Genomic DNA, 22,059 nt, shown 5'->3' on the forward strand with positions numbered 1-22,059 from the left:
GGGGTCGACGGTCGTCGACCTGCGACCGACCACTCGTCCGGGTTCACCGGCCCAGCTTACGGACGCCGGCAGGGGGACACCGCCGACCGGACGACCCGCCGGGCCGGTTGTGGTCCAGCCGGCGGCGGGAGCGGGTCAGGCGAACGTGTTGGCCACGGCGACCCGGGCCGGGTCCGGGTCGGCCCAGCTCCAGTTCGGATGGGCGCGGTTGGTCAGCAGCACCAGCACCCGGCGACGGTCGGGTTGCACCAGGAACGACGTGCCGGTGAACCCGGTGTGCCCGAAGGTGGTGGGCCGGGCGAGCCTGCCCATGAACCAGGGCTGGTTGAGCACCACACCGAGGCCGTGGTCGGAGGTGCGGCCCGGCCGGTCCGGGTCGACGGCGGGCAACCCGGTGTTGGCGTTGCGCAGCATCCGGGTCACCGTGCTCTCGGCGAGGATCCGCTTCCCGCCGTAGCTGCCGCCGTCGAGCAGCAGTTGCCCGATGACCGCCACCTCCTCGGCGGGAGCGAAGATGCCGGCGTGACCGGCGATGCCGCCGAGGTGGTTGGCGACGTCGTCGTGCACCACGCCCCGTAGCAGCCCCCGCGAGGACCGGGCGTCGGTGGCGACCAGGCGGTTGGCCCGGTCGGTCGAACTGAGCCAGGTGTTGGGGTTGAACCCGGTGTAACGCAGCCCCAACGGCGTGGTCAGGTTGGTCTTCAGGGCCCGGTCGAGGGTGAGCCCGGTGACCTTCTCGACGATCTTCCCGGCCACCATCAGACCGACGCTGGAGTAGCGGAACACCGTGCCCGGAATGGCACCGCTGACCAGCGGCGTGGCCAGCACCGCCTGCCACCGCTGCGCCATCGTCGAGTAGCCGGTCACCTTCGCCCCGACCGGCAGGCCGCTGGTGTGGGCCAGCAGCATCGCCACGGTGACGGCGGACTTGCCGGTGCCGGTGAACTCGGGCAGGTACCGCACCACCGGGGCGTCCAGGTCGATCTGCCCGCTGTCGACCTGCTGCAGGGTGAGGATGGCGGTGTAGACCTTGGTGAGCGAGGCCAGGTCGAAGATCGAGTCGGGACGCATGGCGACCCGCTTCGCCGCCGGCAGCAGCACCGGCCCGGCGTCGTAGCGCAGTGCCTCACCGACCGCCAGGTGGTCGGTCGGTTCACCGTCGGTCGTCGCCAGCACCACCGCCCCGGCGTACGTCGGGTGCTTCGGGTTCTCGGTGGTGGGCTGGAGGTAGCGCTGGAGCGCCACGGTGAGCGCGCGCGGCTTTCTCGTCGCGGTCGGGGCGGCACCCCGGGCGGCGGCCCCCGGTCGGCCGGCCGCCGCCGCGCCCTGGCCGCCCGGCGGGCCGTCACCGGGGGCGGGGGTGGCCCAGGAACCTGCCGCCCCGGCGGGTGGATTCTTTGCGCAGCCGGTCAGCCCGAGGGCGGCGGCGAACCCGAGACCGAGGACGGAACGACGGGGAATCGACACGGCAGCGATCATCGCATCCCGCAGCGCCACAGGGCCATCGCGGTTCGACCGTTTGAACCTACCTACCCCTCCCATTGTGGACGAAACACCTCGCCCGGACTCGATGAATAGCCGTGAATTCGCTGCTCGTCAAGGTGTTGAACTTTCCGTGAGGTCGACCGTACGCTCCGTTCGCCTCATCGGGAGGCTTCACGGGGGAGGGCGTTGTGCAGACGCATCGTTGGCGGTCGCATGTCTTCAGCACACTGAGCGAGGAACCGTACGGCCGGTGGATCCGGCGGTTGTGGGTCCTGATGGTGCTCGTACTGGTGGCCACCATGGCGGACCTACCGGCGCGGCCGGTCCGGCCGGCGGTGGCCGCGCCGAAACCGGCCCCGAAGCCGGCCTGCCCGGACGACCGGGCCGACGAGGTCTCCGCCGCGGTCGCGGCCCGGCTCTGCGGGGCGCGGGTGGAGGTTGCCGGCCGGCGGACCGAGTCGACGCAGCTCTTCGCCAACCCGGACGGCACGCTCACCGAGGAGCAGGCGCTCGCCCCGGTCCGGGTGCGCGACGGCGAGAAGTGGGTGCCCGTCGACCTCACCCTGCAACGCCGTGCGGACGGGTCGGTCGCGCCGCTGGCGCACCCGCGCGGCCTAACCTTCGCCGGGGCCACCGCCGCCGGTGGCGAGCACGAGGTGGCCGCGCTCGGCACGGGGGCCGACCGTTCCGCCCTGGCCTGGACCGGGCGGCTGCCCGAGCCGGTGCTCGACGGCCGCACGATCACCTACCCCGACGTCCGTCCCGGCGTCGACCTGGTCTTCCATGCCCACGCCACCGGCTACGAGCAGCACGTCGTGGTCAAGGACCGGGCCGGCCTGGCACACGTGCGGAAGCTGACTCTGCCGCTGCGTACCGGCAAGCTCAGCGCGGCCCGGGACGGCATGGGCGGGCTGGTGCTGAAGAACGGCAAGGGCCGTCAGGTCGGCCGGGCACAGACCCCGCTGATGTGGGACGCGACCGTGACGCCGCACTCCGGTGAGCACGTCAACCACGCCCCGGTCGGGTTGCGAACGGTGGCCGGCGGCAAGGGCCGTACGGTGCTGGAGTTGACGCCGGACCCGGCGTTCCTGGCCCGGCCGGACCTGGCCTTCCCGGTGACCATCGACCCGCCGACGTCGCTGTCGGCGTCGTTCGACGCGTTCGTGCAGAACAGCTACTCCAGTGACCAGTCCGGGGCGGCCGACCTGAAGCTGGGCTACTCCAACGACGGCGGCTCGTTCACCGCCCGGTCGTACCTGCGGTTCAACACCACCGGGTTCGCCGGCAGCCGGATCATGTCGGCGAAGCTGCGGCTGTGGAACTACCACTCGTGGTCGTGCACCGCCGCGTCGTGGGAGGCGTGGCGCACCGACTATGTCGACTCGTCGGCGCGCTGGACCAACCAGCCGACCGCGCGGGCCAAGGTGGGCACCTCCACCGAGACCCGTGGGTACAGCTCGTCCTGCGGTGACGGCTACGTCTACATCGAGGTCGGCGGGGCGTTGCAGTACGCGGCGGACAACAGCGCATCGAGCGCCAGCGTGCTGCTGCGGGCCACCTCGGAGACCTCCACGGCGGGTTGGAAGCGGTTCGACTCGGCCGAGGGCACCCATCCACCGCTTGTCTCCATCACCTACAACAGCGTGCCGTCCGCGCCGTCCGCCCTGGCGGTCGCGCCCTGCTACACCGCCTGCGGTTCCGGTGCCCGTACGGCGTCGCTGCGCCCCACCTTGTCGGCGAAGCTGGCCGACGCCAACGCCGGGCAGACCCTGCAGGCCGAGTTCGTGGTCCGGAACAAGACCACCCAGGCTGTCGTCTCCTCGTCTGGCCTGCGGTCGGGTAGCCCGGCGTGGACCAACGGCTCCACCGCCGCCTGGCAGGTGCCCGTCGACCTGGTCAACGGCACCCAGTACGAGTGGCAGGTCCGGGCGAAGGACCCGTACGCTCACGGCGGCTGGACGGCCTGGACCCCGTTGACCGTGGACACCTCCCCGCCGGGGGTGCCGTTCGTCGCCGCGACGATCTACCTCAACGACGCCCAGCCGCACGGTGGCGCGGGCCAGTCCGACACGTTCACGTTCACCCCGGCGTCGGGCACCACCGACCTGGCCGCGTTCGTCTACAAGTTCGACTACGACACCGCCGCCACCACCCTCGCCGCGACCGGCGCGAAGTCGGTCACCCTGAGCCCCCGCGACGGCCACCGGACGCTGACCGTGCAGGCCAAGGACTCGGCCGGCAACCTGTCCAGCCCGAACCTGTACGTCTTCGACGCCGGCAACGCCGCCCTCGCCGAACCGCTGCCCGGCGCGACCATCGTCAAGCGCACCAAACTGCGCATCACCAGCCCGGTCGCCGGCTACACCCGGACGTACTTCGAGTACCGGCGTGGGCCGGGCGGGGCGACCCTGCCGGTGCCCTCGGCCAACCTGACCTCGGCCACCGGGGCGCCGATCACCGCCACCGCCGCCAGCCCGGTCGCGCTGTCCGTCCTCGGCGGGTACGCGATCTGGAACGCCACCGACACCCTCGGCCTGATCGGCGGCGTGGTCGAGGTGCGGGCCCACCTCTACACGGCATCCGGCACCACCCCGGCGTACACGATCCCGTGGGTCCGGGTGAACGTCGACTCCAGCGGTGACGGCGCGGCGGGTGACGAGATCGGCCCGGGGTCGGTCAACCTGCTCACCGGCGACTACTCCATCTCTACGAGCGATGCCGACGCGCTCGGTCTGTCCGTGGGCCGCTCGGCGTCCTCCCGGGAGAAGGGGATCGGCTACCAGCCGATGGCCCAGCGGCTGACCGCCAACCAGCAGCAGATCACCACCGGCCTCACCGGCTTCACGGTGCCGGCCACGTCCTCGGCGACGCGGTCCACCGTCCGTGGCCAGGGGGAGACCACACCGGTCGACTCCCTGGAGATCACTCCCGGGGCCACCACCGGCAACGACACCTACGTGGCGGTCGGTGGTGACGGCGGTGCGCTGCGCCTCGGCATGACGGGAGGCAGGACGTACCGCATGACGGGCTGGGTGTACGTGCCCGGGGCGACGAGTCTGCTGCCGGCGCACACCCAACGGGGTCTGCGGATCGTCGGCTTCTACAAGGTGGGGACGAGTTACACCGAGGTGACCTCGGCGATGGCCGGCTACACCGACGGCTGGCAGGAACTGTCGGTGGACATGACCGTGCCGGCAGAGGCCACGGAGGCATTCTTCCGTCTGTACAACGGCGCGCAGGGCGGCTCCGGTCGCAGCGTCTACTGGGACAACCTGTCCTTCACCGAGATCGTCGCGCCCTTCGGCACGGGGTGGACCGGCGGTGCCACGGGTGGCGCCACTGCGGCCAGCTACACCACCATCACGTTTCCGGAGCCCTCGCTTGCCCAGGTCAGCACGATCGACGGTGGCTGGATCACCTTCGCCCGGAACGCTGACGGCACTAGTTTCGCTCCGGAACCGGGTTTCGAGGGGCTGAGCCTGGCCAAGGTCGGCAGCACGGCCTACCGGCTGACCGACGAGGACGGAACGGTCACCGAGTTCGCCCAGCGCAGCGGAGTGTGGGCGGTCACCTCGTCGTGGTCGGCGGAGGCGAACACGACGACGCAGTACGTGTACGACGTGAGCGACAACAGGCTGCTGCTCAAGAAGGTCATCAACCCCACCGAGCAGGGTGTGGACGACACGAACAGATGCACCTCGGCGACTCCCGCCCGCGGTTGCCAGGTCCTGGAGTACGAGTACGCCACCGCCTCCACCTCCGGACTGAGCCAGACGGTCTTCGGTGACTACACCGACCGGGTGCGCGGGGTGAAGCTCTGGGCCTGGGACCCCGACGGCGCGGCGATGTCCGCCACCGAGGTCGCCCGGTACGCCTACGACAACCTCGGTCAGCTCCGCGAAGTGTGGGATCCGCGTGTCACGCCGGCGTTGAAGACGACCTACCAGTACCGGGAAGGCCGGGTCACCGGGGCCACGCCCCCGGGCGAACTGCCGTGGAGCTTCGACTACGGCAACCCGGACGTGGATTCGGCGGCCCTACGGTGGGACTTCCACGAGGGTGCCGGCACCGCCGTGGCCGACTCCTCGGGCAGCGGACGCTCCGGTGCCATGTCCGGCGGGGTGACGTGGGGCCAGGGCAACGACCCGGCGGATCCGGCTGACCGGGCGGCGGTGTTCACCGGCGGGTCCGGACAACAGATTGCTGTCTCCGGTGCCGCTTCGTCCAACACCTCGTCCTACACGGTCGCGGCCTGGGTGCGGATCAAGGACAAGTCGGTCAACCGGACGGCCGTCTCCAAGGACGGCACCCGGACCAGCGGCTTCTTCCTCAACTATGTCGCCGCCGAGGACAAGTTCGCCTTCTCGCGGGTCACCTCGGATGGCGACAGCGCGACCCCGGTGCGGGCGCTGGCCAACACCACGGCGGTGGCGGGAAAATGGACTCACCTGGCCGGTGTGTACGACACCGCCAGCGGCAGGATGAAGCTCTACGTCAACGGCGTGCCGCAGACCACGACCGCGGCGACCGGCGGCTGGAACGCCAGCGGCGGTTATGTCGTAGGTAGGGCCAAGTGGGCCGCCGCCGCAGCCAACGTCTGGGACGGCGAGATCGACGACGTCCGCATCTACGGCAAGGCCCTCACCGACGACCAGGTCACCGACCTGTCCGGAGACGAGAACACCGGACGCCTGTTGCGGGTCCGCCGGGCCGCTCTACAACAGGGCTCCATGACCGCCACCGATGGCGAGATCGCCACCAACCTGGTCTACAACGTTCCCTTGCACAAGGCGGCAGGCGGACCGTACGACCTGAACGCAGCCGCTGTCGGGATGTGGGGGCAGGTGGACCTGCCCACCGACGCCACCGCTGTCTTCGGCCCGCAGGACAATCCTGGCCGCAACGCGGCGACGCCCACCGCCCCCGGTGTCAACGGGTACCCGTACGCGGTCGTCCACTATCTCAACGCGGGTGGTCGGGAGGTCAACACGGCCAGTCCCGGTGGCGACATCGACAGCCAGGAGTACGACCGGTTCGGCAACGTCGTCCGCACCCTTGAGGCGACCGACCGGGCACTGGCCCTGGGCACCCTGGCGGGTGCCGACAGCCACCTCGCCGAACTCGGCCTGGCGGGGTCCGACCCGGCGAGCAGGTCTCTCGCCCTGTCCACGATCAATTCCTACAGCGTCGACGGCGTCGATCTCCTGGAGACCGTCGGCCCGACGTCCACGCTGGTGGTGGAGGACGCACTCGCCGACCCGGACGGGAGCGGGCCCTTGGAGGCGCTGCCTGCCGGGAGCACGGTCATCGGCCGCGCCCGTACCATCAACCGGTATGACCAGGACAAGCCGGACGGTGACACGTACCACCTGGTCACCAGTGAGAGCAAGGGCGTGCAGATCGTCGGCTACCCGGATGCCGACGTCCGGGTGACCCGCAACGGCTACGACGCCGAGTACGGCGGCACCTCCGGCTGGACGCTCAAGAAGCCGACCGCGCAGACCCTGGATGCGGTGGCGGGAGGAGCGAATCTCGCCTCGGGAACTGTCTACGACTCGTCGGGTCGGGTCGTCAGGACCGTGGGCGTCGATTCCTCCGGAACGGACGCCCGCTCGCACGAGACCCTTTACTACACCGCCGGGGCACACAGCCAGGACAGCGCCTGCGGCGACCGTCCCGAGTGGGCGGGACTCACCTGCGTGACCCGTGTCGCAGGAAACGTCTCGGGCCACGATCCGTCCCGCATGACCACGTCGCTGCCGGTCAAACGGGTGAGCGCCTACAACCGGTACGGACGGGAGGCGGTTCTCACCGAGACGTCCAATGGCAGGACCCGGACCACGACCACCATGTTCGATTCCGCCGGTCGGGTGGTGAGCACCACGCTCACGTCCGACGAGGGCACGGCGGTCGGCGCGGTGACGACCGGGTACAGCCCGACGTCCGGTGCGCCCACCACCACGACGACGGGTGGCGCCACCATCAGCCGGGACTACGACCTGCTGGGCAGAATGGTCGGCTACACCGATGCCGATGGTGCCATCTCACGAAGCGAGTACGACCGCTTCGGCAGGATGACCAGGTCCTCGGATCCCACCGGGTACTCCACGTACGCCTATGACCGTGCCGTGGAGCCCAGAGGCATGGTGACAAGCACCACGGACAGTGTCGCGGGCACCTTCAGCGCCCGCTACTCCCCCGACGGGCAGTTGACCGAACTGGGTTACCCGGGTGGACTGACCCGTACCGATCGGCTGGACGCCAACCTCCAACCGGTGGAGCGCACCTATACCCGGGACTCCGACGAGACCGTGATCTACTCGGAGTCGGTGGTGGAGAACAACGCCGGCCAGGTGGTCCTCGACAGCTACACCGGGGGCAGCAAGGAGCATCGGTACAACCGGATCGGCCGGCTGGTCACGACCCAGCACAGCAGCGCGATCACCGGCGGCTGCGTCACCCGTGCGTACCAGTACGACAGTCGATCCAACCGTGACGACAAGCGGGTCTACGGTCCGGACGCGGCCGGTGACTGCCAGCGCGACGTGACCCAGGAACACGAGACCCACACCTACGACACCGCCGATCGAACGACCGACGCCGGCTATGTCTACGACACGTTCGGCCGGATCACCGAGCTGCCCGGAGGCACCACCAACACCTACTACGCCAACGACCTCGTCCAGCGCCAGCAACTCGGAGACAGCCGCCGGACCTGGACGCTGGATCCGGCCCATCGGTTCCGGGCGATCACCACCGAGACAGAGAGCGACGGGTCGTGGTCCAGCCCCACGACGATGCTGAACCACTACAGCGACGACTCGGACAAGCCACGGTGGATCGAGGAGGACACCGCGACAGGCGTCGTGACCCGCAACGTCTGCGGCCCTGACGGCGACCTCGCCGCTAGTACCTCCCTCGCGGGCGACGTGAACCTGCACCTCACGAACCTGCATGGCGATGTCGCTGTCACGATCGACCTCGCCCTCACCGAGCCCGAGTTGTTCGACTACGACGAGTTCGGTGTCCCCTCCTCCGCTCAGGCCGATCAGCGCTACGGCTGGCTGGGCGGTAAACAGCGTTCCGGTGACGCTCTCGGTGGCGGCCTGCTGATGGGGGTCCGGCTCTACCTGCCGTCGACCGGTCGATTCCTGAGCACCGATCCGGTGGCCGGCGGCAGTTGCAACGCCTACGAGTACGTGTGTGGTGACCCGGTCAACTCGTTCGACCTCGATGGGCGGTGTCGGACCCTGAGGTGGCTCTGGTCCGCCGCCTGCCGTCCGTCCGGCAGCTACCGGGAGGCGGCGCATGCCCACATCGCCCTGGCGGCCTGGGTGATTCCGGGTGGTTCCTTCTACAAGGGTGGTCGTCTGGGCGTCCGTCTGACGAAGGCCGGCTGGAAGGTCGGCAAGCGAGTGGCCAAGATCGGCTGGAAGGGATGCCGGAGTAACTGGCGCAAGTGTGGCTCGCGGGTCGGTGGTGAGGTCTGGCGAAATGGTTGGGCCGCCACCATCGGTGGCGACCTCGACAATCTCAGGACGGCTGGCCGGTTCTGGCGTGACCGGGTGCACGACTGGGGCGCGAGGGGCTACAACACCATGTGCGCTAAGCTCGGCCAGTGGACCCGTGGACTGTCCCGGTCCTCGTGCGGTCGCCGATCCTACCGACGAAACTGGGCATGGTGAAGGCCTCCAACCCCTGGACGCGACTGCTCGTTGCGGGCCTGGTGCTGCTCTACACCGGCATCCGGACGCCCGACGTTCTCGCCGAGCGGAGCTGGCGTTCGTGGGTCGTCCTGCCAGTGCTCCTACTCGCACTCTGGTTCTTCGGGAAAGCCCTGCGGGACGTGCTGACCAGGGGAGATCACGATTCCCCCGGTCGGAACACCGGCACCTGAGAACCTTGTGCTTCGATGGGGCCGAGCGGTGCCGTCCGCCGGCCCCACCAGGGCGAGCTGCCGTCCCAGGCATCCTCAACCTCCGGACGATCGGTGTCGGCTGAGGGCGTAGCCGTCGTCGCGGCGGGCCACCAGGCCCAACTCCTCCAGCAGGGCGAGTTTGCGTAGCGCCGTCCGGACCGGCACCCCGGCCCGGGCGGCGAGCACGTCCGCGCCGACCGTGCCGCGCCGGGGCATCGACTCGCGCAGCATGGCCGCCTCGTCGTCGAGGACGTCCGTCGGACGGTCCGCGCCCCGGGCGGGCGGCGCCAGGTCGGCCCCGATCCGACCCACCTCCTCCAGCACGTGCGCGAGCCCGGTGACAAGTCGGGTGCGGTCGTACTCCCGCAGCAGCTCGTGTGCGCCGACGGACAGCGCCGAGGTGACCGGACCGGGCACCACCATCGCGGGCCGTCGGAGGGCGATCGCCCGGTGCATGGTCTGGGCCGCGCCGCTGCGGGCCGCCGCCTCGACCAGCACACTGCCCCGGGTGCCGGCGGCGATCACCCGGTTGCGGATCAGGAAACGGGGACGCAGCGGCTCCGCACCCGGCAGCCACTCGCTGACCAGCAGGCCGGTCTCGGCGATCCGGTCGAAGAGCGCGGAGTTGCCCATCGGGTAGGGACGGTCCACCCCGCAGGCCAGCACCGCCACCGTCACCCCACCGGCGTTCAACGCGCCCCGGTGGGCGGCGGCGTCGATGCCGAACGCGCCACCGGAAACCACCGTCCACTCCCGGTCGGCCAGGCCGTACCCGAGTTCGGTGGCGACGTGTACGCCGTACCCGGTGGCGGCCCGTGCGCCAACCACCGCGACCGAGCGGTCCAACACCTCGGCCAGCGGCCACCCGCCGCGTACCCACAGGCACAGCGGTGGGGCGGTCTCCCGGTCGACCCTCCGGCTAGCCCCGGGCAGTTCGAGCCGTTCCAGGTCACCCAGCGGGGCGGGCCACTCGTCGTCGGCGGGGCAGACGATCCGCGCGCCGAGCCGGTCGGCGAGCGCCACCGCCCCGGCGGCCACCGCCCTGGGGTCACCGGCGTCCAGCCGGGCCGCCACCGTCGCCCGCAACGTGTCGTCGGGGGCACCGCCGTCGAGCAGCAGTTCCAGGGTGGCCGCCGCACCCAGCCGGCCCACCAGGCGGTACACCGACCGGGTGCCCGGCTCGGCCAGCCAGGTGAGCGCCACCCGGGCGTGCAGGTCCTCGGTGCTGGTCACGCTTCCTCCCCCGTTCTGAGGCCGGTGGCCTCCCGGACGTCCTCCTGGTCGGGCCGGTCCCGGCCGTCGAGGTCGGCGATCGTCCAGGCGAGCCGGATGATCCGGTCGAAGCCCCGGGCCGAGAGCGAACCCCGGTCGAGCCGACCGCGTAACTCGGCGGTGACCCGGGCGGCGAGCCGCCACGGCGGGCGGCGCAGCAGCGGGCCGGGCACCTCCGCGTTGAGCCGGTGCCCGACCGCCGCCCACCGCTCGGCGGCAGCCCCGCGCGCCGCCGCCACCCGGGCGGCGACCACCGCCGACGGCTCACCGTCCGGGTCGGTGCCCATCAGCTCCGCCGCCCGCACCGGCAGCACCCTGACCTGTACGTCGATCCGGTCGAGCAGGGGACCGGAGAGCCGGCCGAGGTACCGCCGGCGGGCCAGCGGGCTGCACTCGCAGAGCGTGTCGCCCCCGGGCCGGGCGCACGGGCAGGGATTGGCGGCCAGCACCAACTGGACCCGGGCCGGGTACCGGGTGCCGCCCCGGGCCCGGGTCAGGTGCACCTGCCCGCTCTCCAGCGGTTGGCGCAACGCCTCCAGGGCGGCCTTGCTGAACTCGGCGGCCTCGTCGAGGAAGAGCACCCCCCGGTGCGCCAGCGACACCGCCCCCGGCCGGGCCAGTCCCGAGCCGCCGCCGACGAGCGACGCCACGGTGGCCGAGTGGTGGGGTGCCTGGAACGGTGGACGGCGCAGCAGCCGCCCGTCCGGCGGCAGGGTGCCGGCGATCGAGTGCAGCGCGGTCACCTCCAACGCTGCGGCGTCGTCGAGCGCCGGCAGGATCGACGGCAACCGTTCGGCGAGCATCGTCTTGCCGGCACCGGGTGGCCCCAGCAGGGAGAGGTGGTGCCCGCCGGCCGCCGCCACCTCCACCGCGCGTCGGCCCAGGCCCTGCCCGGCGACGTCGGCGAGATCCGGCCCGGCCGCCGCCTCGACGGGGACGGGTGGCGGTGGTTCGAGCAGGGGCGTCCCGTCCCGGATGAAGGCCACCAGCCGGTGCAGGGTGTCGACGGCACGGACCCGCACCCCGGGGATCACCGCCGCCTCCGCCGCGTTCCCCACCGGTACGACCACCCGGTCGAGCCCGGCACGCACGGCGGCGGTGACCATCGGCAGGACGCCACGGACCGGCCGGACCGTCCCGTCGAGCCCCAACTCGCCGAGCACCACCACCCCCTCCACCGGCAGCAGCGGCAGTTCACCGGCGGCACCGAGCAGGGCGACCGCGATGGCCAGGTCGAACGCCGAGCCGTACTTGGGCAGCGTGGCGGGCAGCAGGTTGAGGGTGATCCGGCGGTTGGGCCAGCGCTGCCCCGAGTTGACCACGGCCGCGCGGACCCGGTCCCGCGCCTCGTGCAGGGCGGTGTCCGGCAGCCCGGAGATGACCACCGCCGGCAGCCCGGGGGAGAGGTCCGCCTCGACCTCGACCAGGTGGCCGGTGACGCCGACCAACCCCACCCCGAGCACCTTGGCGTAGCTCACCGCGCCACCCCCGCCCGGACCCGCCCGCCGGCCCGCCGGTCCTCGTCCTGCCGCCCGCCGGCCATCAGAAGGCCCCCTTGAGATGTTCGACCCGGGCCGGACCCGCCGGTGGCAGCCGGACCGACAGGACGTCGAACCGGATCTCGTCGGCGGTGGTCCCGGTCTCGGCCAACCAGCGCACGGCGAGCCCGCGCAACCGCCGGGCCTTGGCCGGGACGACCGCCTCGGCGGGACTGCCGTAGGCGTCCCCCCGGCGGGTCTTCACCTCACAGAAGGCGAGGACCGGGCCGTCCCAGGCGATGACGTCGATCTCGCCCGCGCGGCAGCGCCAGTTGCGGGCCACCGGGCGCAGCCCGGCCCCGATCAGATGGCGTACGGCGCACCGCTCGCCGTACGCGCCGATCGCCTGGTTCCGGTTGGTCATGACCGTCAGGGTCCGGGTGGGGGTGGGCGGGACGCGACTCCCGTCGCCCCGGCTGTGGACAACCCGGCGGCCTGTGGACGAGCGGACGATCAAGGCCCCGACGTGCTACGGACACCCGGATACGCCCTGCTCCCGGGGCGGGTCGGCCGCCGGGGATGATCGACCCGATCGGTCCTGTGGAGCGGTCCGACCTGCGAATGGCGTCGGACGGGTCGGTCGCATACGGTGCCGGACGTGGACGCACGACGGAGCTACCCCGAAGATCAGGAGTCGCGCTGGTACCCGGCCGGCCGGGACCGCGCGTACGACGACCCGGACTGGCGGACGGCGAGCGGGGTGCGCCGCTACGACGAGCTGCGCACACCCGACCAGCGGGCTGCCGAGGAGGGCCGGTACGCGGACGCGAACCGCCTCGATCCGGGGCGCTTCGACGCGGCCGACCCGTTGGGTGACGGCGGGGGCGACTCCGCCGGATACCGGCCGACGCGGCTGCGTCGGGACGAACCGGAGGTCTCCGGCGAACTCCCCACCGACCGGGTGGGTCGACGGGCCGCCCGGGAGGCCGGCGTCGGCGACCCAGGTCCGCTCGGAGACACCGGCGCGGGGGCGCTCGGCGGGTCCATCCGGGGCATCGGGGACACCGGCGCGGGCCGGCTGGCCGACACCGGCCTCGGGCGGAGCGTGAGTGACACCGGCACCGGTCGCCTGGCCGACACCGGGCCGGGGCGGAGCGTGGGCGACACCGGCGCCGGCCGGCTGGCCGACACCGGGAGCGGTCCGCTCGGCGCGGCCCGTTCGAGCGGCGACACCGGCGCGGGGCCGCTCGGCGGTCTCCCGGTGCGGGGGGCCGGTGACAGCGGGGCCGGCCTGCTGGCCGACACCGGGGTGGGCCGGGGCGTCGGTGACCCGGGTACCGGCCGGTCGGGCGGTGCCGGTCGGCTCGGCGGGGCTGACGGCGGCACCGGTCGGTTCGCCGCCGACTCCGGCGTGCTGGGGGTCGGCGGGGCCGGCCAGTTGGCCGGCTCCGAGCCGGGTCGGCCGGCGGCACTGGGCAACTATCCGATCGTCGAACCCAACCGGCCGGCCGAGCCCTCCCCGCTGGAGGTGCCGACCGGCCCGATGACGCCGATCGTGCCCCGTCCGGACGGCGTGGCCGGCCCCGACGGGGCGTACCGGACGGGTGGGCCGGCCTCCGACGGCGTCTACCGCACCCGGCGGCCGGCGGTGGCGGCGCTGCTGGGCCTGTCGGTGCTGGTCTTCGAGATCCCGGCGCTGCGGGTGCTGCTGCACGGCCTGACCGGCGATCCGGTCCCGGTGTCGCACGTCGTCGTGGGCATCTTCCTGGTGGTCGGCTTGCCGATCTTCGCCGGCGGCCTGTACGGGCTGCGTGCCGGCGGGCTGGCGATGGCCGACGGCGACCGGGGCTGGCTGCGCCCGCCTACCGCCTACCTCACCGTCGGGCTGGTCCTCTTCGTCGCCGCCGCCCTCGCCGCCCGCTGACCCGCCGAGCCCGCCCGGCGCGCCGCGGGCCGATGCACGGGAGACCGGCCGCAGCGACGCCCACCGGCCGGCTGTGCCGGGGGCCACCGCCGACCGTGCCCCGGGCACCGGCTCGGGCCGTCCTTCCGTCGGAGGGGAGCCCGGGGCCGGGTGGCGGGGTGGGGGCGTACACTGGCCTCTTGGCGACCGCCTTGCGCGGTCGACCTCGCGTGCCCTCCCCACGTCTCGTCGTGGGGCGACGGCCTCCCTGGTCCCGATCCTGTCGGGCCCACCATGGCCGGCGACCAGGCGCCAGGACGCCCGGCCACCGGTCGGGCGGAACAACCAGGGATCTTGAGGAGTACCCCACCATGGCCGTCGTGACCATGCGTCAGCTGCTGGAGAGCGGTGTCCACTTCGGGCACCAGACCCGGCGCTGGAACCCGAAGATGAAGCGCTTCATCATGACCGAGCGCAACGGCATCTACATCATCGACCTGCGCCAGACCCTCGACTACATCGAGAAGGCGTACGACTTCGTGCGCAACACGGTGGCCGAGGGCGGCAGCATCCTGTTCGTCGGCACCAAGAAGCAGGCTCAGGAGGCCATCTCCGAGCAGGCGACCCGGGTCGGTCAGCCGTACGTCAACCACCGCTGGCTCGGTGGCATGCTGACCAACTTCCAGACGGTGTACAAGCGGCTCCAGCGGATGAAGGAGCTGGAGGCGCTGGGTGACCTGACCGGCACCGCCGCCGGGTACACCAAGAAGGAGACCCTCCAGCTGTTCCGTGAGAAGACCAAGCTCACCAAGACCCTCGGTGGTCTGCGGGACATGCAGAAGCTCCCGGCCGCGGTCTGGATCGTCGACACCAAGAAGGAGCACATCGCCGTCGACGAGGCCCGCAAGCTGGGCATCCCGGTGATCGCGGTGCTGGACACCAACTGCGACCCGGACGAGGTCGACTTCCCGATCCCGGGCAACGACGACGCGATCCGCTCCGCCGAGCTGCTGACCAAGGTCGTGGCCGCCGCCGTCGCCGACGGTCTGATCGCCCGTTCCGGCCGGCGTCGCGGTGGCGACGAGAAGCCGGAGGCGGGTCAGGTCGGCAGCGACGAGCCGCTGGCCGAGTGGGAGCGCGAGCTGCTGGAGCCGAAGAAGGCCGACGAGCAGCCGGCGGCCGACGCGCAGCAGCCGGCCGAGCAGCCGGCCACCGCCGCCGCCGAGTGACCGCACCGGCGCGTCCCGCCGCCCGGTCGACCGGGCGGCGGGACGCGCCGGTGCCTGCCGGGCACGTCCGGCTCCGTTCCGGGTAACCGGCACCCCAGACCACCCACCGCAGTCTCAACACCGAAGAGAGAGTCATGTCCAACTTCACCGCCGCGGACGTCAAGAAGCTCCGCGACCTCACCGGCGCCGGCATGATGGACTGCAAGAAGGCGCTCACCGAGGCGGAGGGCGACTTCGACAAGGCCGTCGAGATCCTGCGCGTCAAGGGCGCGAAGGACGTCGGCAAGCGGGCCGGCCGGACCGCCGCCAACGGCCTCGTCGCACACTCGGGCAAGGCGCTGCTGGAGCTCAACTGCGAGACCGACTTCGTGGCCAAGACCGACGCCTTCGTCGCCCTGGCCCAGCAGTTGGTCGAGCACGGTGAGCGTAGCGGCGTCGGCACCGCCGAGGAACTGCTCGCCACCGAGCTGGACGGCAAGACCGTCGCCGACCTGGTCCAGGAGCAGTCCGCCAAGATCGGCGAGAAGCTGGTGCTGAACCGCTTCGCCAAGCTCGACGGCACCGTCGCGGTCTACCTGCACCGCAAGAGCCAGGACCTGCCGCCGGCCGTCGGCGTGCTGGTGGAGTACACCGGCAAGACCGACGAGGCCGCCGACGCCGACGCCCGGGGCACCGCGATGCAGATCGCCGCGATGCGCCCGAAGTACGTCACCCGGGACGAGGTGCCGGCCGACGTCGTCGAGTCCGAGCGGCGCATCGCCGAGCAGACCGCCCGCGAGGAGAACAAGCCCGAGGCGGCCCTGCCGAAGATCGTCGAGGGCCGGGTGAACGCCTTCTTCAAGGACTACGTCCTGATCGAGCAGGCGTCGGTCGCCGACAACAAGAAGACCGTCAAGCAGGTGCTGGCCGAGGCCGGCATCGAGGTGACCCGCTTCGTACGGTTCGAGGTCGGCCAGGCCTGAGCCGCCCAGGGACCGGGCGCGGACGCCGCGCCCGGACGGGCACGCAACGTCGACGAGGAGGCCGCCGGTGTACGTGACAGGCACCGCGGCCTCCTCGTCACATAGGGTCGGCAACGGGCAGGTACGCGGTGACGCGGCGCGGTCGACGTGCGCGCGGGAAGGGCGGGGCGGATGACACAGGTTGTGAACGACCGGAGCCTGGAGGCGGACGACCCGACGGCACCGCCGCCCGGCCGCGCCCGCCGAGTGGTGCTGAAGCTCTCCGGCGAGGTGTTCGGCGGTGGGGCGATCGGTGTCGACCCGGACGTCGTGCAGGCCATCGCCCGGCAGATCGCCACCGTCGTACGGCGTGGTGTGCAGGTCTCCGTGGTGGTCGGTGGCGGCAACTTCTTCCGGGGCGCGGAGTTGCAGAAGCGTGGCATGGACCGGGCCCGCGCCGACTACATGGGCATGCTGGGCACGGTGATGAACTGCCTGGCGTTGCAGGACTTCCTGGAGAAGGAGGGCATCGAGACGCGCGTGCAGAGCGCGATCACGATGGCCCAGGTCGCCGAGCCGTACATTCCGCTGCGGGCGATCCGGCACCTGGAGAAGGGGCGGGTGGTCATCTTCGGGGCCGGTGCCGGGATGCCGTACTTCTCCACCGACACGGTGGCCGCCCAGCGGGCCCTGGAAATCCGCGCCGACGTGGTGCTGATGAGCAAGAACGGCGTGGACGGCGTCTACAGCGCCGACCCGCGGATCGATCCGGACGCCAGCAAGTTCGACTCGATCACCTTCTCCGAGGTGCTGCGCCGCAACCTGCGGGTGGCCGACGCGGCGGCGTTCAGCCTCTGCATGGAGAACGGGCTGCCGATGCTCGTCTTCGGCGCCCAGGGCGAGGACACGATCATCCGGGCCGTCGGCGGCGACAAGATCGGTACGCTGATCACCGCCTGACCGATCCCGCCGGCCACCGCAGCGGTCCTCCGCACCAGAGCAGCAGACCAGCCCACGACGAGCAACAGAAGGAGGCGAGGAGACCGGTGATCGACGACACCCTCCTCGAGGCCGAGGAGAAGATGGAGCGTGCGGTCGAGCACGCCAAGGAGGAGTTCGGCGCCATCCGTACCGGTCGCGCCAACGCCGCCATGTTCTCCAAGGTCGTCATCGACTACTACGGCACGCCCACCCCGCTGCCCCAGATGGCGTCCATCGGGGTGCCCGAGCCGCGCATGGTCATCATCAAGCCGTACGACAACTCGCAGATCAACGCCATGGAGAAGGCGATCCGCGACTCGGACCTCGGGGTGAACCCGAACAACGAGGGCAACCAGCTGCGCATCCTGCTCCCGCAGATGACCGAGGAACGCCGCCGCGAAATGATCAAGGTGGCCCGGCACAAGGGCGAGGAAGCCAAGGTGGCGGTCCGTAACATCCGTCGCAAGGGCAAGGAAGAGCTGGACCGGCTGGTCAAGGACGGCGAGGTCGGCGAGGACGACGGCCGTCGCGCCGAGAAGGAACTCGACGACCTGACCCAGCGGTACGTCGCCACCGTCGACGAGCTGGTCAAGCACAAGGAGTCGGAGCTGCTCGAAGTCTGACCTCCCGGCTGCCACGGCACCGGAGCGGCACCGCCTGACGGCGGCGTCGCTCCGGTGCTGTCGTCGTGAGGGTGCCGTCGTCGTGGAGGTGCCGGCGGCGCGGACCGTCACCCGATCGCCCGGCGCACCGGCCGGCGGGGGCGCCCCGGGGAACCCGCCGCCTCCGGGCGGCGACGGGCCGGCGGGACGGAGCCGCCGGGCGGACTACCCGGACGCCACCGCTGGCCGGCCGGGCCCGGCATCCACCGTGCCCGGCCGGCCCGTGCAGTAGGCTCGGCACGATTCCCGGCCACCGGGCGGTGAACGGCGGGGATCGATCGGCCGTCGGGCCGGTCAACCGACGTTGTCACGCGGGTAGGGGATGGTTGTGGTCTTGCGTCATGTGGTGGCACTCGTACCGTCGTCCGGTACGTGATGTCCCCCCTCGACCCCTACAGCGGCACCGAGCCCCGTGGCTGGGAGCGGTCCGACCGTCCCCCGGCGCTGCCCTGGCCGGACCGGGAGGTCGAACCGTGGTCCCTCCGGCAGTCGGGCACCGACCTGTCCGCGGTGCCGCAGGCCCCGCCCCGGCCGCCCGTGCGCCGGCACGACGAGTCGCCTGACGGTCCGTACGACCCGCCGGCGGCCGGCCTCGCCGACGACGACGCCCCGACCTCGCAACTGCCCCCGGTCCGTGACGACGACGCCCCGACCGTCCACCTGACGCCGGTCCGCGACGACGACGTCCCCGCCCCGCCGTTCGCCCCGGTCCGCGACGACGCCGCCCGGCCGGAGGTCGACGCCGACCCGCCGGAGCCACCGCCCGGCCGGCGGTCCCCGGGGCGGCGACGGGCCAGCGCCGCCCGGCCGGCCACCCCGCAACCGTCGACCGGCCGGGCCGGGCGCAACCTGCCGGCCGCGATCGGGGTCGGTCTCGGTCTCGGTGCGCTGGTCCTGGTCCCGCTCTTCTTCTTCCTCCCCGGGTTCCTGGCCGTGCTGGCCGGCGCGATCGGGGTCGGCATCTGGGAGATGGCCCGCGCGGTCCGGCGCAGCGGCGCCCATCCGCCGCTGGTGCCGCTGCTCGCCGGTGGCGTGCTCACCGTCGGGCTGGCCTGGTTCGCCGGCCCGGACGCGCTGAGCCTGGGCCTGCTGGTCACCGTGCTGGGCACGATGATCTGGCGGCTGGGTGACGGCCCGGCCGGTTTCCAACGGGACATCACCGCGGCCACTCTGATCGCGGTCTACGTGCCGTTCCTCGGCGGTTTCGCGGCGATGCTCGCCGCGGCCCCCGGCGACGGGCATCTGCGGGTGTTGGTCACCGTGGTCGGCGTGGTGCTCTCCGACACCGGCGGGTACGCCGCCGGGGCGAACTTCGGCAAGCACCCGATGGCGCCCCGGATCAGCCCGAAGAAGTCCTGGGAGGGGTTCGCCGGGTCGGTCGTCGCCGCGGCCGTCGGCAGCGCCCTGCTGATCTGGCTGCTCTTCGACGTGGCCCCCTGGTGGGGCGCGCTGTTCGGGGTGGCGGTCTCGGTGGCCGCGGTGCTGGGCGACCTCGCCGAGTCGATGATCAAACGGGATCTGGGCGTGAAGGACATGAGCAGCCTGTTGCCGGGGCACGGGGGGCTGATGGACCGGCTGGACTCGATCCTGTTCGCCGTACCCACCGCCTATCTGCTGCTGGCGGTCCTCGTGCCGGTGGTGGGCTGAGGGATGAATCACGCCGTGCCACCCGGGCGGGCCCGGCGGCGGAGGCCGATTCGGCACCGCCGGACGGGCGGCTGCGGCACCCGGCGTGACAGACTGGACCAGCCATGACGAGCCTGCCTGTGATCCCCGTTGACCCCGATGCCCCCGGCCGCCGCCCGGCGATGCCTCCCCGGCACCTCGCCGATCTCGATCTCCCGGGCCGCAGGGCGCTCGTCACCGAGCTGGGCGAGCCGGCCTTCCGGGCCCGGCAGATCTCCCACCACTACTTCGGTCGGCTGGTCCGGGATCCGGCCGGGATGACCGACCTGCCGGCGGCCAGCCGGGACCGGCTGGCCGGGGCGCTGCTGCCCCGGCTGCTCACCCCGGTCCGCGAGCTGGCCTGCGACGACGGTGCCACCCGCAAGGCGCTGTGGCGGCTGCACGACGGTTCGCTTGTGGAGAGCGTGCTGATGGGCTACCCGGACCGGGTCACCGTCTGCATCTCCAGCCAGGCGGGGTGCGGCATGGCCTGCCCGTTCTGCGCCACCGGCCAGGCCGGGCTGACCCGGAACCTCTCCGCCGCCGAGATCGTCGACCAGGCGGTCTACCTGGCCGGGGTCGCCGCCTCGGGCGCGGTGGCCGGGTCGCCGCCCCGGCTGTCCCACGTCGTGTTCATGGGCATGGGTGAGCCGTTGGCCAACTACTCCCGGGTCGTCACGGCGATCCGGCGGCTGGTCGCGCCGGCCCCGGAGGGGCTGGGTCTGTCGCAGCGTCACATCACCGTCTCCACGGTCGGCCTGGTGCCGGCCATCCGCCGACTGGCCAGCGAAGACCTCTCGGTGACCCTTGCGTTGTCGCTGCACGCGCCCGATGATGAGCTGCGCGACGAACTCGTGCCGGTCAACCAGCGCTGGAAGGTAGCCGAGGTGCTGGACGCAGCGTGGGACTACGCGGCGACCACGGGGCGCCGGGTGTCGATCGAGTACGCGATGATCAAGGACGTGAACGATCAACCGTGGCGGGCCGACCTGCTCGGACGCCTGTTGGCCGGACGGTCGGCGCACGTCAACCTCATCCCGCTCAATCCGACACCGGGCAGCCGGTGGGACGCCAGCGCCAAGCCCGTGGAACGGGAGTTCGTCCGACGGTTGCGCGAGTCCGGCGTCTCCACCACGGTGCGTGACACCCGGGGGCGTGAGATCGACGGTGCGTGCGGGCAGTTGGCTGCCGCGGGGGACAGTGACAGCGAAGCGCCACGCGGGGCGCGACCGGGCGTAGCGGTACGAGACCAGGAGACATAGTGGCGAGTCAGGGTCAGCGTTTCCGGCGTAAGGCGCTCCGCCGGGGCTACAAGGTCGACGAGGTCGACGCCTTCCTGGATCGGGTGGAGGCGACCCTCGCCGGTCAGCCGGTCGGTGCTCCGGTGGCTTCCCAGGAGGTCCACGACGTCGTCTTCCGGGTCCGCTTCAACGGCTACGACGAGTGGCAGGTCGACCTGCACCTGGACCGGGTGGAGCGGCAGCTGGCCGAGCTGGAGGAACGGTCCGCTCCGAGCGGCCGTGGTGCCGACCCGCGTGGCGGCGAACGGTTCGCCCCGCCGATGCGTGACGACCACCGGGGTCTTCCGCAGGCCCCGCCGCCGATGCCGCCGCGCGCCATGCCGGCGCAGCCCGGCCCACCCGACCGGTACGGCAGCCGCTACGACGAGCCGACAGGCGCCTTCGCCGGTGGCTACGACGCCCCGCGCGGCGGGTACGACGCCCCGCGCGGCCAGTTGGGGCCGGGCCCGGGCGGACCGATGGGCCCCGGTCCGGGTGCGCCGATGGGGCACGGTGGCCCGCCGCCGCGTGGCCTGCCGGCCGGTCCGGGCAGTGGCTACGGCCCCCCCGACGAGCCGCGTTTCGACGGGTTCGAGGCCGGGCGGCACGGCCGCGCCGACATGACCGCCGAGATCCGGATGCCGGACCGGGACCGGATGTCGGACCGGGACCGGATGCCCGAGCGGGATCGCATGCTGGACCGGATGCCCGAGCGGGACCGGATGTCGGACCGGGACCGGATGCCCGAGCACGACCGGATGCCGGACCGGGACCGCATGCTGGAGCGGGACCGCATGCTGGAGCGCGACCGGATGCCCGAGCGGGACCCCCGGGACATGCGTGGCCGGGGCCCGGCCGGCCCGCCGCCGATGCCGTCGCAGCCGTTGGGTGGTCCACCGATGGGTGGCCCGCCCGCGCCGATGGGTCCGCCGGTCGGTGGTCCGCCGATGGTCGGTCCGCCGATGGCCGGCCCGCCGGGCAGCGAGCTGTACCGGGTCGACCAGATCCGGCGCAGCTTCCAGGTACGCCGGTTCGGCAGCGGGTACGACCCGGACCAGGTGGACCGGTTCTTCGAGAGCCTGCTCGGCGGGATGCAGGGCCGCAACCAGATGCCGGTGAACCCGAAGGACCTGGACACGTTGCGCTTCGGGCTGGTGCCGGGCGGCTACTTCGAGGCCGAGGTCGACGCCGCGCTCAAGGACGTGCAGGACATCCTCTTCGGCAGGTGATCCACCACACGTGACG

14 protein-coding genes are annotated in these 22,059 nt (G+C 72.3%); 10 read left to right on the forward strand and 4 right to left on the reverse strand.

Going from position 1 to position 22,059, the window contains the following annotated elements; all coding sequences use genetic code 11:
* Positions 1–135: 135 nt before the first annotated feature.
* On the reverse strand, positions 136–1,467 hold the full coding sequence (locus tag Q2K16_RS28340; protein ID WP_302741308.1) for a serine hydrolase domain-containing protein: 1,332 nt from the start codon (positions 1,465–1,467) through the stop codon (positions 136–138).
* A gap of 206 nt (positions 1,468–1,673) precedes the next feature.
* On the opposite strand from Q2K16_RS28340, the gene Q2K16_RS28345 reads away from it, so the two are divergent.
* Both Q2K16_RS28345 and Q2K16_RS28350 read left to right on the forward strand, forming a co-directional pair.
* Positions 1,674–9,170: a LamG-like jellyroll fold domain-containing protein gene (locus Q2K16_RS28345; protein WP_302741311.1), complete on the forward strand. Its 7,497-nt coding sequence runs from the start codon at positions 1,674–1,676 to the stop codon at positions 9,168–9,170.
* Positions 9,164–9,382: a hypothetical protein gene (locus tag Q2K16_RS28350; protein ID WP_302741312.1), complete on the forward strand. Its 219-nt coding sequence runs from the start codon at positions 9,164–9,166 to the stop codon at positions 9,380–9,382. Before Q2K16_RS28345 ends, Q2K16_RS28350 begins: the two co-directional genes overlap by 7 nt.
* Before the next feature lie 75 nt (positions 9,383–9,457).
* Here the strand turns inward: Q2K16_RS28350 and Q2K16_RS28355 are convergent, their stop codons facing one another.
* The 3 genes from Q2K16_RS28355 to Q2K16_RS28365 all read right to left on the reverse strand — a co-directional run bounded on the left by Q2K16_RS28355 (position 9,458) and on the right by Q2K16_RS28365 (position 12,577).
* A complete protein-coding gene (locus Q2K16_RS28355; RefSeq protein WP_302741313.1) occupies positions 9,458–10,636 on the reverse strand; it encodes a DNA-processing protein DprA in 1,179 nt (392 codons plus the stop codon).
* On the reverse strand, positions 10,633–12,153 hold the full coding sequence (locus Q2K16_RS28360) for a YifB family Mg chelatase-like AAA ATPase (RefSeq protein ID WP_302741314.1): 1,521 nt from the start codon (positions 12,151–12,153) through the stop codon (positions 10,633–10,635). The genes Q2K16_RS28355 and Q2K16_RS28360 overlap by 4 nt, the downstream gene beginning before the upstream one ends.
* A gap of 64 nt (positions 12,154–12,217) precedes the next feature.
* Entirely contained in the window at positions 12,218–12,577 is a 360-nt protein-coding gene (locus tag Q2K16_RS28365) for a YraN family protein (protein ID WP_302741316.1), read from the reverse strand.
* A gap of 234 nt (positions 12,578–12,811) precedes the next feature.
* On the opposite strand from Q2K16_RS28365, the gene Q2K16_RS28370 reads away from it, so the two are divergent.
* The 8 genes from Q2K16_RS28370 to Q2K16_RS28405 all read left to right on the forward strand — a co-directional run bounded on the left by Q2K16_RS28370 (position 12,812) and on the right by Q2K16_RS28405 (position 22,043).
* Positions 12,812–14,077 carry a hypothetical protein gene (locus Q2K16_RS28370; RefSeq protein WP_302741318.1) on the forward strand — a complete coding sequence of 422 codons (1,266 nt, stop codon included), beginning with the start codon at positions 12,812–12,814 and terminating at the stop codon, positions 14,075–14,077.
* A 350-nt stretch (positions 14,078–14,427) separates the two neighbouring features.
* A complete protein-coding gene (rpsB, locus tag Q2K16_RS28375) occupies positions 14,428–15,285 on the forward strand; it encodes a 30S ribosomal protein S2 (RefSeq protein ID WP_194823632.1) in 858 nt (285 codons plus the stop codon).
* A gap of 134 nt (positions 15,286–15,419) precedes the next feature.
* The gene (gene tsf / locus Q2K16_RS28380) at positions 15,420–16,247 is read left to right on the forward strand and encodes a translation elongation factor Ts (protein ID WP_088645507.1); all 828 of its coding nucleotides are present in this window, start codon (positions 15,420–15,422) and stop codon (positions 16,245–16,247) included.
* A gap of 171 nt (positions 16,248–16,418) precedes the next feature.
* A complete protein-coding gene (gene pyrH, locus Q2K16_RS28385) occupies positions 16,419–17,186 on the forward strand; it encodes a UMP kinase (protein ID WP_088645508.1) in 768 nt (255 codons plus the stop codon).
* An 86-nt stretch (positions 17,187–17,272) separates the two neighbouring features.
* Positions 17,273–17,830 (forward strand): ribosome recycling factor, encoded by a 558-nt coding sequence (gene frr / locus Q2K16_RS28390; protein ID WP_088645509.1) that lies wholly within the window; start codon positions 17,273–17,275, stop codon positions 17,828–17,830.
* Positions 17,831–18,244: 414 nt separating this feature from the next.
* On the forward strand, positions 18,245–19,516 hold the full coding sequence (locus tag Q2K16_RS28395; protein ID WP_302746642.1) for a phosphatidate cytidylyltransferase: 1,272 nt from the start codon (positions 18,245–18,247) through the stop codon (positions 19,514–19,516).
* Between the two features lie 104 nt (positions 19,517–19,620).
* Positions 19,621–20,796, forward strand: coding sequence for a dual-specificity RNA methyltransferase RlmN (rlmN, locus tag Q2K16_RS28400; protein WP_302741322.1), 1,176 nt, complete (start codon positions 19,621–19,623; stop codon positions 20,794–20,796).
* The gene (locus Q2K16_RS28405; protein WP_302741324.1) at positions 20,796–22,043 is read left to right on the forward strand and encodes a DivIVA domain-containing protein; all 1,248 of its coding nucleotides are present in this window, start codon (positions 20,796–20,798) and stop codon (positions 22,041–22,043) included. Before rlmN ends, Q2K16_RS28405 begins: the two co-directional genes overlap by 1 nt.
* Positions 22,044–22,059 lie beyond the last annotated feature (16 nt).

The organism is Micromonospora cynarisoli, from assembly GCF_030518815.1.
GTDB lineage: Bacteria > Actinomycetota > Actinomycetes > Mycobacteriales > Micromonosporaceae > Micromonospora > Micromonospora wenchangensis.

What these genes read in the sequence shown, in the direction of transcription:
- Q2K16_RS28350 (WP_302741312.1), top strand. Translation starts at nt 9,164, where the DNA reads ATGGTGAAGGCCTCCAACCCCTGGACGCGACTGCTCGTTGCGGGCCTG.
- Q2K16_RS28365 (WP_302741316.1), bottom strand. Translation starts at nt 12,577, where the DNA reads ATGACCAACCGGAACCAGGCGATCGGCGCGTACGGCGAGCGGTGCGCC.
- rpsB (WP_194823632.1), top strand. Translation starts at nt 14,428, where the DNA reads ATGGCCGTCGTGACCATGCGTCAGCTGCTGGAGAGCGGTGTCCACTTC.
- tsf (WP_088645507.1), top strand. Translation starts at nt 15,420, where the DNA reads ATGTCCAACTTCACCGCCGCGGACGTCAAGAAGCTCCGCGACCTCACC.
- pyrH (WP_088645508.1), top strand. Translation starts at nt 16,419, where the DNA reads ATGACACAGGTTGTGAACGACCGGAGCCTGGAGGCGGACGACCCGACG.
- Q2K16_RS28395 (WP_302746642.1), top strand. Translation starts at nt 18,245, where the DNA reads ATGTCCCCCCTCGACCCCTACAGCGGCACCGAGCCCCGTGGCTGGGAG.
- rlmN (WP_302741322.1), top strand. Translation starts at nt 19,621, where the DNA reads ATGACGAGCCTGCCTGTGATCCCCGTTGACCCCGATGCCCCCGGCCGC.